The sequence below is a fragment of the Achromobacter xylosoxidans A8 genome (genome assembly GCF_000165835.1).
Lineage (GTDB): Bacteria > Pseudomonadota > Gammaproteobacteria > Burkholderiales > Burkholderiaceae_B > Achromobacter > Achromobacter xylosoxidans_B.
Window position 1 is genome coordinate 6188902 of sequence record NC_014640.1, and the last position, 15523, is coordinate 6204424.

The 15523-nt window shown below is 66.2% G+C and carries 13 protein-coding genes; 9 read left to right on the forward strand and 4 right to left on the reverse strand.

Going from position 1 to position 15523, the window contains the following annotated elements:
• Nucleotides 1–43 precede the first annotated feature (43 nt).
• Together AXYL_RS28455 and AXYL_RS28460 are read right to left on the reverse strand one after the other, a co-directional pair.
• Nucleotides 44–1057 (reverse strand): NADP-dependent oxidoreductase, encoded by a 1014-nt coding sequence (locus AXYL_RS28455; RefSeq protein WP_013396346.1) that lies wholly within the window; start codon nucleotides 1055–1057, stop codon nucleotides 44–46.
• A 36-nt stretch (nucleotides 1058–1093) separates the two neighbouring features.
• Nucleotides 1094–1708 (reverse strand): NAD(P)H-dependent oxidoreductase, encoded by a 615-nt coding sequence (locus AXYL_RS28460; RefSeq protein ID WP_013396347.1) that lies wholly within the window; start codon nucleotides 1706–1708, stop codon nucleotides 1094–1096.
• A gap of 103 nt (nucleotides 1709–1811) precedes the next feature.
• Here AXYL_RS28460 and AXYL_RS28465 point away from each other — a divergent pair, with 103 nt between their 5' ends.
• Together AXYL_RS28465 and AXYL_RS28470 are read left to right on the forward strand one after the other, a co-directional pair.
• Nucleotides 1812–2705 carry a LysR family transcriptional regulator gene (locus tag AXYL_RS28465; RefSeq protein ID WP_013396348.1) on the forward strand — a complete coding sequence of 298 codons (894 nt, stop codon included), beginning with the start codon at nucleotides 1812–1814 and terminating at the stop codon, nucleotides 2703–2705.
• A gap of 71 nt (nucleotides 2706–2776) precedes the next feature.
• A complete protein-coding gene (locus AXYL_RS28470) occupies nucleotides 2777–3685 on the forward strand; it encodes a LysR family transcriptional regulator (RefSeq protein ID WP_013396349.1) in 909 nt (302 codons plus the stop codon).
• Between the two features lie 16 nt (nucleotides 3686–3701).
• Here AXYL_RS28470 and AXYL_RS28475 read toward each other — a convergent pair whose 3' ends face one another.
• Nucleotides 3702–5240: an AMP-binding protein gene (locus tag AXYL_RS28475; protein ID WP_013396350.1), complete on the reverse strand. Its 1539-nt coding sequence runs from the start codon at nucleotides 5238–5240 to the stop codon at nucleotides 3702–3704.
• A 297-nt stretch (nucleotides 5241–5537) separates the two neighbouring features.
• Between AXYL_RS28475 and AXYL_RS28480 the strand changes: the two genes are divergently transcribed.
• From AXYL_RS28480 to AXYL_RS28510, 7 genes are all read left to right on the forward strand, one after another.
• The gene (locus tag AXYL_RS28480; RefSeq protein WP_013396351.1) at nucleotides 5538–6296 is read left to right on the forward strand and encodes a class II aldolase/adducin family protein; all 759 of its coding nucleotides are present in this window, start codon (nucleotides 5538–5540) and stop codon (nucleotides 6294–6296) included.
• A 47-nt stretch (nucleotides 6297–6343) separates the two neighbouring features.
• The gene (locus AXYL_RS28485; protein ID WP_013396352.1) at nucleotides 6344–7336 is read left to right on the forward strand and encodes a ketopantoate reductase family protein; all 993 of its coding nucleotides are present in this window, start codon (nucleotides 6344–6346) and stop codon (nucleotides 7334–7336) included.
• A gap of 33 nt (nucleotides 7337–7369) precedes the next feature.
• Nucleotides 7370–8335 (forward strand): Bug family tripartite tricarboxylate transporter substrate binding protein, encoded by a 966-nt coding sequence (locus AXYL_RS28490; protein ID WP_013396353.1) that lies wholly within the window; start codon nucleotides 7370–7372, stop codon nucleotides 8333–8335.
• Nucleotides 8336–8378: 43 nt separating this feature from the next.
• Entirely contained in the window at nucleotides 8379–10376 is a 1998-nt protein-coding gene (locus AXYL_RS28495) for a flavin-containing monooxygenase (protein WP_013396354.1), read from the forward strand.
• Nucleotides 10377–11237 carry a patatin-like phospholipase family protein gene (locus AXYL_RS28500; protein WP_013396355.1) on the forward strand — a complete coding sequence of 287 codons (861 nt, stop codon included), beginning with the start codon at nucleotides 10377–10379 and terminating at the stop codon, nucleotides 11235–11237. It begins immediately after the preceding gene.
• A gap of 157 nt (nucleotides 11238–11394) precedes the next feature.
• Nucleotides 11395–12594 carry a benzoate/H(+) symporter BenE family transporter gene (locus tag AXYL_RS28505; RefSeq protein ID WP_041654392.1) on the forward strand — a complete coding sequence of 400 codons (1200 nt, stop codon included), beginning with the start codon at nucleotides 11395–11397 and terminating at the stop codon, nucleotides 12592–12594.
• A gap of 19 nt (nucleotides 12595–12613) precedes the next feature.
• Complete coding sequence (locus tag AXYL_RS28510; RefSeq protein ID WP_013396357.1) at nucleotides 12614–13936, forward strand: serine hydroxymethyltransferase; 1323 nt, start codon at nucleotides 12614–12616, stop codon at nucleotides 13934–13936.
• A gap of 6 nt (nucleotides 13937–13942) precedes the next feature.
• On the opposite strand, the gene AXYL_RS28515 is transcribed toward AXYL_RS28510, so the two are convergent.
• A complete protein-coding gene (locus tag AXYL_RS28515; protein WP_013396358.1) occupies nucleotides 13943–15439 on the reverse strand; it encodes a PLP-dependent aminotransferase family protein in 1497 nt (498 codons plus the stop codon).
• Between the last annotated feature and the right edge of the window lie 84 nt (nucleotides 15440–15523).

Consider the following 15523-nt stretch of genomic DNA (forward strand, 5'->3'; position numbering starts at 1 on the left):
CGGATTTCACCGAGCCTGCGGCCGGCCCGCGCGGGCCGGGTCTTCAGGACTTGGTCAGCCTGACCAGCATCTTTCCAGTGTTGGCGCCCTTGAACAGGCCGATGAATGCCTCCGGCGCGCGCTCCAGCCCGTCCACCACTGTTTCACGCAACTGCACCTGTCCCGCCTTGATCCACGCGCTCATGCGGGGAATGAACTCCGGCAGCACGTCGATGTGGTCGGAGGCGATCAGGCCCTGGAGCTTGATGCGCTTTTCGATGGCCGAGAACAGATTGCGCACGCCGATGGCCGGCTTGCCCTCGTTGTAGCCCGAGATCATGCCACACAGCACGAAACGCGCATGGTCGTTGGCCAAGGCCAACGCGCTGTCCAGATGGTCGCCGCCGACATTGTCGAAGTAGATGTCGATGCCCTGCGGCGCGGCCTGGGCCAGCGCCGCGGTCAGATCGGGCGCGTTGCGGTAATCGATGACCGCATCGGCCCCCGCCACGTCGCGCAGCCAGCGCGCTTTGTCCTCCGAACCGGCGGATGCCACGACGCGCAACCCCATCTGCTTCGCCATCTGGACCACCACGCTGCCGACCGCGCCGCTGGCTGCGGACACGAAGATGGTTTCACCCGCTTGCGCGTTGGCGATCCGAGTCAACCCCACGTATGCCGTCAGGCCAGGAAAGCCCAGGGCGCCCAGGTAGGTCTGCAAGGCGATGCCGTCGTCGGCAACGGCGGTGGCATGCGCGGCGTCGATCAACGCATGCTCGCGCCAGCCGGCGAAGTGCACCACTCGATCGCCCGCGGCAAAACGCGGATCGGCGCTCTGCTCGACCACGCCGACCGCCGCGCCTTCGAGCACCTGGTCCAGCGCGAAGGGCGCGATGTAGCTCTTGCGCTCATCCATGCGGCCGCGCATGTACGGGTCAACCGACATCCACAGATTACGCACCAGGATCTGCCCTGGCCGGGGCGCGGGCAGCGTGGTTTCGACCAGCGTGAAGTCGTCTGGCGTGGGCAGCCCCGTGGGGCGGTTTTTCAGGTGGATTTCCCGGGTGGTGATGGACATGGCGAACCTCATTGAAAAGAGTAGGGAAGGAAGTGTTCAGCGCGCGGGAGGAGTCCCGGCGCCTGTCGCGGCAAGCGAAAGGCCGAACCCGTATGCATCGGACAGGTTGCGATGCCGCGCGTCCTCGTCGCCGCTCTCGACGTCGAGGAACAGGTGCGTGCGCAGGTCGCTCACGCCGCTGTAATAGAGAATTCCGTGTTCGATCTGGGTGGAAATGGCGGCGCGGTAGCCGTACTCGTCATAGGCATGCGGGCCGGCGCCGCCGGTCGCGATCAGGCGCACGCGCTTGCCGGCCAGTCGACCCGGCTGTCCCCCGGCGGCGCCGAAAGCCCATCCCTTGGTGAAGACACGGTCGATCCAGCCCTTGGCCAACGCCGGCATGGCCCACCAGTAGATCGGGAACGCCAGCACGACCAGGTCTGCAGCCTCCACGCGCAATTGCTCGCGCCGCACGTCACCGGGCAAGGGTCCCTTGCCGCGGTAGAAATCCAGGTCGGCTTCGGTCATGCGTGGATCGAACGCCTCGGCGCGCAGATCGGCCCATATGACCCGCGCGTGGCCGCCGGACTGCACGCCGTTCACATAGCGCTCGGCAAGCGCCGCGGAGAATGTATCGGCCGGCGCGCCGGCGGTGATGACCAGGATGTTCATCTGGGTTCCTTCTGTCTTGATGACGATGAACCCATTGAATCATCTATAAAACAGATAAAATAGTTCAATATTTCGCAGGTATTTATCTAATTGGTAGATATATATGCCACCTAGAATCTCGCTGGAGCAATGGCAGGCCCTGGTCGCCGTGGTGGACGCTGGCGGCTACGCCCAGGCCGCCAGCGCGCTCAGCAAATCGCAGTCGACCATCAGCTATGCCATCCGCCAGATCGAGGAAAGGCTGGGCGTGGCGGTGTTCGCCATGGACGGACGCAAGGCCTTGCTGACGGACGACGGCAAGATCCTCTACCGGCGCGGCAAGTCGCTGGTGGGCGAAGCCCAGCGCCTGGAACGGGCGGCCGCCAATCTGGCAAAGGGGCGGGAGCAGATGCTGACCCTGGCCGTGGAAAGCCTGTTCCCGACGGACCTGCTGCTGCGCTGCCTGGACCAGATTGCCGGCGAGTTCCCCGAGACTCGCATCGAACTGCACGAATCGGTGGTCGGCGGCACGGATGAGCTGCTGCTCTCGGGCGAGGCCGACCTCGCCATCTGCGCCGACCACATCCCGGCCGGCCATGTCGGCGACGCGCTACTGCGCTACTGCGCGGTCGCTGCAGCGGCGCCCTCGCATCCCCTCCACCTGATGAACCGGCCGCTGTCGCTCGAAGACCTCAAGGCACACCGCCATCTGGTGATCCGCGACAGCGGCCGGCAGCGCTTGCGGCCCAGCGTCTGGGACGTCACCGAGCAGCGCATCACCTTCAGCCACAAGAGCACGTCGATACGCGCCGCGTGCATGGGCATGGGCTTCGCCTGGTATCCGGAAGACTGGATCCGCGAGCAGTTGGCCTCGGGCGAATTGAAGCCGCTGCCGCTGCAGGACGGCGCGCAGCGCTGGGGCGCTCTGTACCTCGTCTACCCCGATCCCGACGCGGCAGGGCCTGGCGCGCGCCGCCTGGGCCAGATACTGCGCGAGGAGAGCCAGAAATCCGCGTGAAACCGCGCCGCCGACAGCTTGGCCGCGTCCTTTAGCCTTAACATACGGCCCAAAAACCACTACATGCGCCCATGCCTCGTCCGAATCTGACCAATGCCGAAACCCTGTGCCAGATCGCCAAGCTGGGCAGTTTCCGCGCCGCGGCCGAGCGCCTGCACACCTCCCAACCCGCCGTCTCGGCGCGCATGAAGGAGCTGGAGCAGTCGCTGGGTTTTCCTCTCTTCGAAAAGCGCGGTCGCCGGCTGGAACTGACGGTGCCCGCGCGCCGCTTCGTCGAACGCGTGGAACCGCTGCTGCTGGCGGTGGAAGACGCCTTCACCGACGCGGAGGCCGTCAACAACGCGGCCGGCACGGTGCGTATCGGCATGGGCGAGATTTCCATGACCTGGTTTTCACGCGTGGTGCCCGAATTGCGCCGCGCCCTGCCGCGCATCTCCTACGAGATCGAACTGGACCTCGCGGTCAAGCTGCAGGAGCATCTGACGTCCGGCGCGCTGGACATTGCGATCATGGCCAATCATCTGCGCGACGACCAGTTCATCTGCGAATCGCTGGGCAAGACCCGCATGTCGTGGATGGTCTCGTCCCGGCTGCTGAGCGACGCTGACGGCCATCCGCGCACCATGCAATCGCTATTGCAGACAGAACCGCTGTGGTGCGTGTCGCGCCCGTCGGGCTTCTTCGGCCCGGCGCAGGACGAGCTGCGCGACATGGGCGCCAACCTGGACAATGTCTGCAGCTGCAATCGCCTGAACAGCCTGATCGAAGTCGTCGAAGCTGGCGGCGGCATCGCGCAGTTGCCGGAAATGATGGTGGCCGAACAGGTTCGCGCCGGCACCCTGGCGCTGGTGGACCCGACGCGGACTCCACTGACGCTGGAGTTCACCATTGCCATCCACCGCAACCAAGGCCAGGCCATCGTCCATCAGGTCGCCGAAGCCCTGACCCGGCTGGGCAAGGCCGCCACCAGCAAGGCCTGACGACCCACGGCGGCGTTCAGGCATCTAGCAGCGCCCGCTTCTGCACCTTACCGCTGGCGTTGCGCGGCAGCTCCGCCATGAACTGCACCTGTTCGGGCACCTTGAAGTACGCCAGCCGCTGGGCGCAAAAGGCCTTGATGGCATCCGCATCCGCCTGATGCCCGGCGTGCAGCACGATGAAGGCCTTGACCGACTGGTCACGGACCGGATCCGGTATGCCCACCACGGCCACGTCGCGCACGGCGGGATGCCCCATCAGGGCCTCCTCCACCTCCGCGGCCGAGATGTTCTCGCCGGCCCGCTTGATCACCTCTTTCTTGCGGCCGAAGAAAAAGAAGTTGCCCTTGGCGTCCTGATAGCCCAGATCTCCCGTATGCAGCCAGCCGCCTTCAAACACGGCCTGGGTAGCCGCCGGGTCGCGGTAATAGCCCAGGGTCAGCGTGCGCCCTGGACGCCCGCGCACCACGATCTCACCCACCGCGCCCGCGGCCACCGGCTGGTTGTCGTCGTCGACCACGAACACTTCGCGGTCGGGCGTGGCGCGCCCGATGGACGGGTAGGAGGACGGCGAGGCATGCGGCTGCAAGGTGATATAGAGCATGGTCTCGGACTGGCCGTAGCCGTTGCGCAGCGGGATGCGGAAGCGCTCGATGAACGCCGCGATCTCGGCTTCCGAAATATTGATGGCATAACCTGCGTAACGCACCTGGTGCGCCTGGTCGAAAGGCGTGGGCGGCTGGTTCAGCAAGGTGCGGCAGAGCATGCCGGACAGGCTGCATATCGTGATGCGGTGCTCGATGAGCTGGCGCAGGTAGCGCGTCGCGCTATAGCGTTCGCCGATCACAGCGGTGGCGCCCGCCGTCAGGCAGGACAGCACCGTCTCCTGGCAGTTGGCGTGGAACAGCGGCTTGTTGTTGAACACGCGGTCGCTGCGGCTCAGGCCGCTGTTGGCCGCACCCGCCTGGCCGCACCAGAGCAGGTTGGCCTGTGTCAGCATCACGCCCTTGGGCCGCGCCGACGTGCCAGAGGTGTACAGGATCTGCGCCAGGTCGTCGCTACCCTGGTCGGGCGCCTGGTAATCCGCCGGCGCCCCCGCCAGCGCGCCGCTCAGGCCTTCCGGTCCCAGGCTGCCGCGCGCAACCGCCACGATGTCCGGCGGCTGCGCCATGCCGGCGCAGACTTCGCGTATCAGGGCCTCGTGCGTCGGCTCCACCAGCGCCAGCGCAGGCTGGCAATGCTCAAGCTGGTAGGCGACTTCCGGCGCGGTCAGGTAGATGTTGCCCGCCACGATGACGGCGCCCGCCAGCATCAGGCCCATCCACAGCGGCACATACTCCGCAGTGTTGCCCATGAACACGAACACGCGGTCGCCCGGCATCACGCCGCGCGCCTGCAGGCCTGCGGCAAATCCGCGGGCCGCCTCGCGCAACTGGATGTAGCTCAACTGGCTGATGTCGCCGTTCTGGTACTCATGCACAATCGCCAGCCGATGCCCGTGGCATAGCGCCTGTTCATCGAGCAAATCCGTGATCGTGCGGTTTCCTGCAGCGTCCATCCAGCCTCCAGCTTTTCTGATTTTTCAATGGCGCGCAGACTTGTTGCAGGCGCGCCCATGGGTAGGAAAATCAGTATAGGCAGCGGCTTTTCGCCGCACTAGCCAAACGTTTTTATGCATATCCATCAAGGTTTTTCATGCATGCCGGCATGGCTGAATGATTGATGGGATTTATGCGTTTCCATCAAAACGTTTGCTTAGTCGGAAGCGGTCGGAAAACCTATACTCCGGTTGAAACAGGCCACGCGGCAAAAGCGCCGGCCAGACCAAGAAGAATGCAAAACCGGAGGAGTCGCCGTGCAAGAGGCATCGATCAAGGACCAGGTTTCGGCCGAGGAATGGGCAGTGCGGGTGGACCTCGCCGCGGCCTACAACCTGGCCGTCGAGATGCGCATGACGGATCACATCTACACGCATATCTCGGCGCGGGTTCCCGGCGCCAAGCCGCATTTCCTGATCAATGCCTACGGTCTGATGTTCAATGAGATCACCGCGTCCAACCTGGTCAAGGTGGACATCGAGGGCGGCATCCTTCTGGACCAGACCGGCCTGGGCATCAACCCCGCCGGCTTCGTCATCCATAGCGCCATCCACCGCGTCCGCCACGACGCGGCCTGTGTCATGCACACGCACACCGCCGCCGGCATCGCCGTGTCCGCGCAAGCGGCCGGGCTGCTCATGATTTCGCAGCATGCCATGCGCTTTCACGACCGCATCGGCTATCACGACTACGAAGGCGTCGCGCTGGACATGGACGAACAGCAACGCTTGATCGCCGACCTGGGTCCGCACAGCGCGATGATCCTGCGCAATCACGGCCTGCTGGTCTGCGGCGCCAGCGTGCCTGATGCTTTCGACGCCATGTTCTACCTGGAGCGCGCCTGCCAGGCGCAGGTCGCGGCGCTGGCCGGCGGCCTGCCGCTGGTGACGCCCGCCGCCGAAGTCGCCGAGAAGGTCGGCCGCCAGTTCGACCGTCTCGACCGCCCCTCCCGCCACAAGCACTGGCCTCCCCTGCTCCGGCTGCTGCAACGCATCCGGCCCGAATACCAGGAATAGCGGCAACCGCGCCGCCCTCCCGGCGGCCCTTTTTTCGCAGAGTAGAAATGGAAGATGCTCATCAATGCCGCGTCGCGGTATATGGTGCGGGCGCGATCGGCTGTCTGCTCGCCGCGCGCCTGGCCCAGGCAGGCTGCGAGGTGACCATGATCGCCCGCGGACAGACGCTGGCCGCCTTGCGGCAGCGTGGCGTCGGGTTGACGGCTGACGGCGTCACGCGCCACTACCCGGTGCGCGCCACCGACGATCCGCGCCAGGTGCGCGACGCGGACTACCTGATTCTTGCGGTCAAGCAACAGGCGCTGGACGATATCGCCGCGCACCTGGCGCCGATGCTCGCGCCGCAAGGCGCCGTGGTGCCGGCCGTGAACGGCATCCCCTGGTGGTATCTGGCCACGCTGGACAACCCGCTGGGCGATGCGCCACTGCAATCGGTCGATGGCCGCGGCATCCTCCGGCAAGCGCTGCCTTTGGACCGGGTGCTGGGCGCGGTGGTGTACATCGCGGCGAATTCCACCGCACCCGGCGTCGCGGCGCAGAACGCCCGCAACAATCTCATCCTCGGCGAGCCTGACGGCCACGTTTCCGCCCGAGCCAGCAGGCTGGCTGGCCTGCTGCGGACGTCGGGCCTGCAATGCGAGGTCAGCGCCGGGATCCATCAGGCGGTCTGGATCAAGGCAATGGGCAATGCCACCTTCAACCCCGTGAGCGTGCTGGCCAACGCCACCATGGAGGCCATGGTCCGCGATCCCTACCTTGGCAAGCTAGCGCGCGCCATGCTGGGCGAGTACCTGGCGCTGGGCCAGGCGCTCGGACTTGCGCTGCCGGTAACGGTGGAGCAACGCATGCAGGCCGCCGCCAGCGCCGGGGCCGCCAGGACCTCGATGCTGCAGGACGCCCTACTAGGAAAGCCGCTGGAAATCGACGCCCTGGTCGGCGCCATGATCGAGATCGCAGCAAAGCTGAACCTGGACATGCCCTACGCCAACACGGTGTGGGGACTGATCCGGCACCGGAACCTCAGCGCAGGCTCCACCTGAACGCCACACCTAGAAAACCACAGGAGACAAACCATGAAATGGCTATCGAACTGCCTGGCCGCAACCCTGATCTGCGCGGGTGCCGCCGCGCACGCCCAGGACTATCCCAACAAACCCATCAACATCGTGGTGCCCTTTACGCCTGGCGGCGTCACCGACGTGATGACCCGTCAGATCGCGGCCAAGCTGCAAAGCGATCTGGGCCAGCCGGTAGTGGTGGTCAACAAGCCCGGCGCCGGCACCATGATCGCCTCGGCCTATGTGGCCAAGGCGCCGGCCGATGGCTACACGCTGCTGATGGCGGCATCGTCCCTCGGCATCGCTCCCAGCCTGTACAAGAACACCGCGAATTACGACCCGGTCAAGGACTTCCAGCCCGTGTCGCTCATCGCCAGCGTGCCGCACGTGCTGGTGACGGGCAAGCAGGTCCAGGCATCCAACGTGAAGGACCTGATAGCCGCGCTCAAGAAAGACGGCAAGTCCGCCACCTTCGCGTCCTCCGGCAATGGCACTTCCAATCATCTGGAGGGCGAGCTGTTCGCCGCGCTGACCGGCCTGAAGATGACCCACATCCCCTACAAGGGCAGCGTGCCGGCGCTGACCTCTCTGGCGGGCGGCGAAGTCGACATGCTGTTCGTGGACATCGCGGCTGCTCAGCCCTTCCTCGACAGCGGCAAGGTGCGCCCGCTGGCCGTGACCACCAAGACCCGGTCCTCGGTGCTGCCCGACCTGCCCACCGTGGAGGAATCCGGCTTGCCCGGCTACGACGCCATGCCCTGGCTGGGCATCGTGGCGCCAGCCGGCACGCCGCCCGCGGTCGTCGAGAAGCTGCAGGCAGCCTTGCAGAAAATGAAGACGGCGCCCGACGTGCAGGAGCAATTCAAGAAGATGGGCCTGGACGCCTTGTTCACCAAGCCTGCCGACTTTGGCGCTTTCATCGTCAGCGACAGCGCCAAATGGGCCGAACTGATCAAGAAGTCCGGCGCCACCGCCGAATAGGCCGCAACCCCATATCCCCCGCCATTCCTGCAAGGACCCTTACATGCATCGCGATACCCCGGCCCCGGCAAACCCGCTAGGCAACGACGTGTGGGAGGCCACGCTCAAGCGTGCGCTGGCCAGCGCCAACATTCCCACGCTGCTCATGGTGCTGGTGCACCTGACGGGCGACACGCAATGGCTGTCCGGGCGCTACCAGTGCTCGCGCATCCGCGGCCTCGAAGACAACGATCCCGGCGGCCTGCCCGAAACCGTGCAGGAAGAGATCCGTGAAGCCGCGTACTCGGCCATTCTGCTCAACCGCCGCGGCCAGCCGCCCAGGCTGCCCGCACCCACGCATGAACAGTTGGTCTCCATGCTGCGCACCAGCATCGGGGAAGCGGTTCCTGACTCTTACGGCCCCATGATCGCCGCCTGGCTGGGGCTGGATCCGGACTTCGCGCTGGCGCAACGCGATGCGTTCCAGGTGCCGCGAGGCTATCGGGTCCTGGTCATCGGCGCAGGCGTGGCTGGCCTGTGCGCCGCGATCCGCCTGCAAGGCGCAGGCATTCCTTATGTGGTGATCGAGAAGAACGCCGAAGTCGGCGGCACCTGGTACGAGAACCGCTACCCCGGCGCGGGCGTGGACACACCCAACCATATCTACTCGTACTCCTTCGCCAAGCACGACTGGTCGCGCTACTTTGCCCTGCAGGGCGAGATCCAGGGCTATTTCGAAAGCGTCGCCGACCAGCATGGCGTGCGCGCCAACATCCGCTTCAATACGCGCGTTGAGTCCGCCCGCTACGACGAAGCCGCGCTGTGCTGGAACGTACGCACGATCAAGCAGGACGGCCAGATCGAGGACTATGCGGCGGACATCGTCATCAGCGCGGTAGGCCTGCTGAACGTGCCCAAGTTGCCCCCCATACCCGGCCTGGAGAGTTTCAAGGGTCCCTGCTTCCATACGGCGAACTGGCCGGAAGGCCTGGACCTGCGCGGCAAGAACGTGGGCATCATCGGCAACGGCGCCAGCTCCATGCAGGTCGTGCCAGCCATCGCCGACGACGTCCGCTCCCTGACCGTTTTCCAGCGCTCCAAGCAATGGGCCGCGCCGTTCGAGAAATTTCAGAAGCCCGTGCCCCAGGACGTCCGCTTCCTGCTGCGCGACGTGCCGTACTACCAAGAGTGGTATCGCCAGCGCTTGGCCTGGATCTTCAACGACCGGGTCCACGCGACCTTGCAAATCGATCCACAATGGCCGTATCCCGATCGCGCCATCAATGAGATCAACGACAAGCATCGCGAGCACTTCACCAGCTACATCAAGACGGAACTCGGCGAACGCCAGGATCTGCTGCCCGAGGTGCTGCCCGACTACCCGCCCTTCGGCAAGCGCATGCTGATGGACAACGGCTGGTTCCGCACCATGGCGCGGGACCACGTCAAGCTGGTCACGGGCGGCATCGCCCGGGTCACGGAAAGCGCGGTGGTGAGCGATAGCGGCAATGCGCATGAACTGGACGTGCTGGTGGTCGCGACCGGCTTCGACGCGATCAACCTGTTGTCCTCGTTCAAGCTCTACGGCCGCGGCGGACGCTCGATACGCGAGGCCTGGGACGAAAAGGGCGCCGAAGCCTTCATGGGCGTAGCCGCCCCGGGCTTTCCCAACCTGTTCATCCTGGCCGGCCCCAATACCGCGCTGGGCCATGGCGGCAGCGTCGTCGCCCTGCTGGAGACCCAGGTACGCTACGTCATGGGTCTATTGCAGCAAGGCCTGGCGCGGGCTGGAGGACGCTTCGAGATCGAGGTGCGCAAGGATCGCCATGACGCCTACAACGCGCGCGTGCAGGCCGCGCATGACCGCATGATCTGGACCCACAAGGGCATGAGCAACTGGTATCGCAACGCGCATGGCAAAGTGGTCGCGCCCACGCCGTTCCGCAATGACGACTACTGGCACATGCTGCGCAAGACGGACATGGGCGACTACCACTACCGCCCTGCGCCCAAGATTGGCGAGGCCGAGCCGTCCACCGCCACCCGCGTCGAGACTGCCTGAATGCCGTACGCGCAAAAGAGGCGCTGCCTGGTACTGGGCTGCGGCGGCGTGACCGGGCTGGCCTGGGAGATCGGCATCCTGGCGGGCCTGGCACGCCAGGATGTCGACCTCGCCGCCGCGGACCTGTTCATCGGTTGCTCCGCGGGTTCCGTCGCCAGCGCGCAACTGGCGCGGGGCGTCCCACCCATGCAGCTGCTGGCGACGCAACTGGGCGGAACAGGCGCCGAACAGTTCCGGCCGTATTCCCAACAAGCAGCCGACGACAAGAACCACGCGCTGTACGGCAAAGTGGGCGCCGACCTGCAGCTGGCACGGCGGCGCATCGGCGCCTATGCTTTGCGCAGCGCCACGCCCACACTGGCCGAACGCCGCGCCATTATCGCCGCCCGCCTCGGCGCAAGCGATTGGCCAAGCCGCCCCTTGCGTGTCGTTGCCGTCGACGCGCATAGCGGCGAGGGGCGCAGCTTCAGCGCCGCCGACCAGGTGGATTTCATCGACGCCATCGCCGCCAGCTGCGCCGTGCCGGGCGCCTGGCCGGCCGTACCCATCGACGGCTCGGCCTACATGGACGGCGGCATCCGTTCCATGACCAACGCCGACATGGCTGCCGGCTACAGCCAAGTCGTGGTGTTGGCGCCGCTGGGGTTTCGCGACGGCAATCCGGTCAGCGGGCATCTGCGGCATGAGCTGCAGGCGCTGCGCGAGGCCGGCAGCCAGGTCCAGGCCGTACTGCCCGACGAGGCCTGCGTACAGGCCATTAGCGACAACGTGTTGGACCCGGCGCGTCGTGCCGAGGCCGCCGAGGCCGGGCTGCGCCAGGCCACCGCAATCGCGCAAACGGTGCGGGAGGTGTGGCGCTAATCCTTCCCCGCATTCAAGGCGGGCACCGTGGATCCAGCCAGAAAGCGGTCTGCCCATGACTCTCAATGTGGCAGGTATCAACATACCGCGAGCAACCTAGACTCCCCGTTCAAGCCTGGCCGCACGGCCAGGCCCCACCATGAACGCGGAGCAATACATGAACGCATCGCCGGCAGGCCTGAGACCCGCCGATTTCTTTTCTCCCACCGTCGCGGCGCTGATTTCTGTGCTGGTGAACTACGGCGGCACCTTTGTGCTGGTGTTCCAGGCGGCTGAGCTGGCCGGACTGTCGCCGGCCCAGACCACTTCCTGGGTATGGGCGGTTTCCGTCGGAGTGGGCGTCACGGGCGCGCTGTTGAGCTGGCGCTACAAGGCGCCGATCATCACGGCCTGGTCCACGCCCGGCGTGGCGTTTCTTGCGACCGTGATGCCTTTCACACCCTATGGCGAGGTCATCGGCGCCTACATCCTGTCGGCGCTGGGCTTCATCGTGCTGGGCCTGTCCGGCGCTTTCGAAAAGCTGGTGCGCATGATTCCAGGCGGCATCGCCGCCGGCCTGCTCGCTGGCATCCTGCTGCAATTCGGAGTCAATGCCTTCGGCGGCGCCAGCGCCGATCCGCTGCTGGTCATCGTGCTGGTCATATCCTATGCGTTACTCAAACGCTTTACCTCGCGCTTCGCGGTGGTCGGCATCCTGGTCATCGGCCTGGGGCTCCTCATCGCGCAAGGCCGAATCGACTTCTCGGCCGTCCACCTCAGCCTGGCCGCGCCGGTCTTCCAGATGCCGCAGTTCTCGCTGCAGGCCTTGCTGGGCGTGGCCCTGCCGCTCTTCATCATCACGCTGACGGGGCAGTACATGCCCGGCATGCTGGTGCTGCGCAACGACGGCTACAAGACCAGCGCGAGCCCCATCCTGACCGTGACCGGACTGGGCTCGCTTGTCATGGCGCCGTTCGGCGCGCACGCCTTCAACGTGGCGGCGATCACCGCCGCGATCTGCACCGGCCGCGACGCGCATGCGGACCCCGCCAAGCGCTACATCGCTGGCTTGGCCTGCGGCGTGTTCTACATCCTGGTCGGCACGTTCGGCGTCACGCTGGCGACCTTGTTCATGGTTCTGCCCAAGGCCTTCATCACCACGCTGGCGGGACTAGCCCTACTGGGCGCCATCGGCGGCAGCCTGGCCAATGCGATGGCCGACGCCCGCACTCGGGAGACCGCCCTCATCACCTTCCTGGCCACCGCTGCCAACGTCACCCTGCTGGGCGTGGGCGGCGCGTTCTGGGGCCTGGTTGCCGGCCTGACCGCGCACCTGCTGATCCACGGTGGCCAGCGGACCCTGGCCGCCAACGCCTGACGCTTCTCATTGCCACATCATGCTCATCCAACCAGGAACCTCCGTGACGAACATTGCCCCGCCCGACAGCCTCGCGCTGCCTACCATCAGCGCCCTGCCCCTGTCACAAGCCGATCCCGGCATATGGGGCGCCATCGACGCCGAACGGCGCCGCCAGATGCACTCGATCGAACTGATCGCCTCCGAGAACTTCGTCAGCCGCGCGGTGCTGGAAGTCCAGGGCTCGGTGCTGACGAACAAGTATGCCGAGGGCTACCCAGGCCGCCGCTACTATGGCGGCTGCGTCAACGCCGACATGGCCGAGGAGATCGCCATCGAGCGCGCCACGCGCCTGTTCGGCGCCCGCTACGCCAACGTGCAGCCCCACTCCGGCAGCCAGGCGAACCAGGCAGTCTATCTGGCGCTGCTGGCGCCGGGGGACAAGATCCTCGGCCTGGACCTGAAGGCAGGCGGCCACCTGACCCACGGCTCCAAGGTCAACATGTCGGGACGCTGGCTGCAGGCGTTGAGTTATGGCGTCGATGCGGCCACGCATCTGGTGAACATGGATGAGGTCGAGCGCATTGCGCGTCAGGAAAGGCCCAAGCTCATCATCGCCGGCGGCTCGGCCTACTCGCGCACGCTGGACTTCGCGCGCTTTCGCGCCATCGCCGACGACGTGGGCGCGATCTTCATGGCGGACATGGCGCATTTTGCCGGATTGGCCGCGGCCGAAGCGTACCCCTCGCCGGTGCCGCACGCGCATGTCACCACCACCACCACGCACAAGACGCTGCGCGGCCCGCGCGGCGGCATGATCCTGACCAACGACGCCGAACTCGCCCGCAAGATCGATTCGGCCGTCTTCCCCGGTCTGCAAGGCGGTCCGCTGATGCACATCATCGCCGCCAAGGCCGTGGCCCTGGGCGAGGCGCTGCAGCCCGCGTTCCGGACCTATGCCCACGCGGTGGTCGAGAACGCCCGTGTCCTGTGCCGCCGGCTGGCGGAAGGCGGGCTTTCCATCGTGTCGGGCGGCACCGATTGCCACCTTGGTGTGGTCGACCTGAGGCCCTGGGGACTGGCCGGCAACACGGCGGAACAAGCCCTCGAACAGGTGGGCATCACCCTGAACAAGAACGCCGTTCCCAACGACGCCGCCAAGCCCGCCGTCACCTCCGGCATACGCGTGGGCAGCGCCGCCTGCACATCCCGCGGCATGGGTCCGGCTGAATTCCAGGAGATCGGCGACATGATCCTGGCCCTGCTGGGCGGCGTGCGCGCCGGGGCCGTCGACGCCCGCACGGAAAGCGCCATCCGCGAGGGTGTGGCCGGGCTGGCCAAGCGCTTCCCCCTGCCCTACTGAGTTGTTCTAGGCTTGCCTCAGCGTGTTCGACAGCCGCAGCACGGCGGCTTCGATTTCGTAGGCTGTCAGAGAGGCATAGCCCAGCAGCCAGCCCTGCTGTTTGTACTCGCCTGCGTACAGCCTGCTCAATCCGGGCAGGCGCAGGCCGGCGGCCTCGGCCTGGCGGATGGTCTTTTCCTCGGACCAGCCGCGTTCGAGCAGACACGGGATCTGCAAGCCGCCGGGAGGCCTGACAGCCTGCACAATGCCGCCCAGGTGCTTGCCCAGGGAATCCAGCAGCACCTGCCGGCGGCCGGCATACAGCTTGCGCATGGCCCGCACGTGCGAGTTGTAATGGCCGTCATCCATGAAGCGCGCCAGCGTCAGCTGCAGGATCTGCGGAGTATGTCCGTCCATGATGCTGCGCGCGCGGGCAAAGGCGTCGACCAGATCAGGCGGCAACGCCATGTATCCCATCCTGAGCCCTGGATACAGCGTCTTGCTGAACGTGCCCAGGTAGATGGTGCGCTGATGCAGGTCCAGGCCCTGCACGCAGGCGGTGGGCACGCCGTCGTAATGGAATTCGCTGTCGTAGTCGTCTTCGATGATCCACTTGCCGTGTTCCGCGGCCCAGTTGATCAGGTCCAGCCTGCGTTCGAGCGACAGCGTCACCCCGGTGGGGTACTGGTGCGACGGCGTCACGTACACGCAATTGGCGCCGCCGCGGTCCGCGCGCAGCAGGTCCAGGCGTATGCCCTGCGCGTCGACGTCGATAGGCGCGATGCGCGTCTCCGCGGATTCAAAGGCCTTGCGGGCGCCGAAGTAGCCGGGATTCTCCATCAGGATGGGCTTGCCGGCGTCCGCAAGCAATTGCGCGCACAGGAACAGGGCCTGGCGGGTGCTGCTCAGTACCAGGACCTGTTCGGGCAAGACCTTGGCGCCGCGTTCCAGGTTCAGGTAGGCGGCAATGGCGCGGCGCAGCGGTTCGGCGCCCTGCGGGTCTCCGTGCAGCAACACATGGGCGCGGTAGTCCTTCAGGACCTGGCGTTGCAGCCGTTCCCAGACATCGGTGGGAAACGTGCGGGTTTCCGGCAAGCCCGTGGCGAACGCCTTGATGACCTGTTGATCCGCGACGCCGCCGCTGTCCAGGATCATGCGTCCGCGCCGGCTCAGGCCCACCCCGGGCTGCGCCACGGCCGACCGCTGATCCCGCTTGGCCCGCCTGCGTGCGGCGCCTCGCAGCTCGGTGCCGACCGTCTCGGACACATAGCTGCCCGAGCCCTCGCGGCGCACGATATAGCCGTCACGGTGCAACTGCACGTAGGCATTTTCAACCGTGTCGCGCGCCACCCCCAGCGACTTCGCCAGGCCGCGGGTCGCGGGCAGCCTGAGGCCCGGCCCCAGCGCGCCGTCCAGGATCAGGGCGCACAGCGCCCGCTGAATACGCTGATGCAGGTCCAGCCGCTGGAGTTCCGCATCGTTCATGCGCATCTTCAGCGTATCCAGCTCGAATGTCTTTGCCATGCGGTCTGCTCACAGTAGGAAAACTGGCCTGTCCGGCCCGGCCATTCTATCCGTAGACTCTTCCGTTCGCCTCGGCAGACGCGG

Bases quoted from the DNA above. Each gene is read 5' to 3' on its own strand.
- AXYL_RS28515 (WP_013396358.1), bottom strand. From the start codon at position 15,439: ATGGCAAAGACATTCGAGCTGGATACGCTGAAGATGCGCATGAACGAT.
- AXYL_RS28505 (WP_041654392.1), top strand. From the start codon at position 11,395: ATGAACGCATCGCCGGCAGGCCTGAGACCCGCCGATTTCTTTTCTCCC.
- AXYL_RS28465 (WP_013396348.1), top strand. From the start codon at position 1,812: ATGCCACCTAGAATCTCGCTGGAGCAATGGCAGGCCCTGGTCGCCGTG.
- AXYL_RS28455 (WP_013396346.1), bottom strand. From the start codon at position 1,057: ATGTCCATCACCACCCGGGAAATCCACCTGAAAAACCGCCCCACGGGG.
- AXYL_RS28495 (WP_013396354.1), top strand. From the start codon at position 8,379: ATGCATCGCGATACCCCGGCCCCGGCAAACCCGCTAGGCAACGACGTG.
- AXYL_RS28470 (WP_013396349.1), top strand. From the start codon at position 2,777: ATGCCTCGTCCGAATCTGACCAATGCCGAAACCCTGTGCCAGATCGCC.
- AXYL_RS28500 (WP_013396355.1), top strand. From the start codon at position 10,377: ATGCCGTACGCGCAAAAGAGGCGCTGCCTGGTACTGGGCTGCGGCGGC.
- AXYL_RS28460 (WP_013396347.1), bottom strand. From the start codon at position 1,708: ATGAACATCCTGGTCATCACCGCCGGCGCGCCGGCCGATACATTCTCC.
- AXYL_RS28475 (WP_013396350.1), bottom strand. From the start codon at position 5,240: ATGGACGCTGCAGGAAACCGCACGATCACGGATTTGCTCGATGAACAG.
- AXYL_RS28485 (WP_013396352.1), top strand. From the start codon at position 6,344: ATGGAAGATGCTCATCAATGCCGCGTCGCGGTATATGGTGCGGGCGCG.
- AXYL_RS28510 (WP_013396357.1), top strand. From the start codon at position 12,614: ATGCTCATCCAACCAGGAACCTCCGTGACGAACATTGCCCCGCCCGAC.
- AXYL_RS28490 (WP_013396353.1), top strand. From the start codon at position 7,370: ATGAAATGGCTATCGAACTGCCTGGCCGCAACCCTGATCTGCGCGGGT.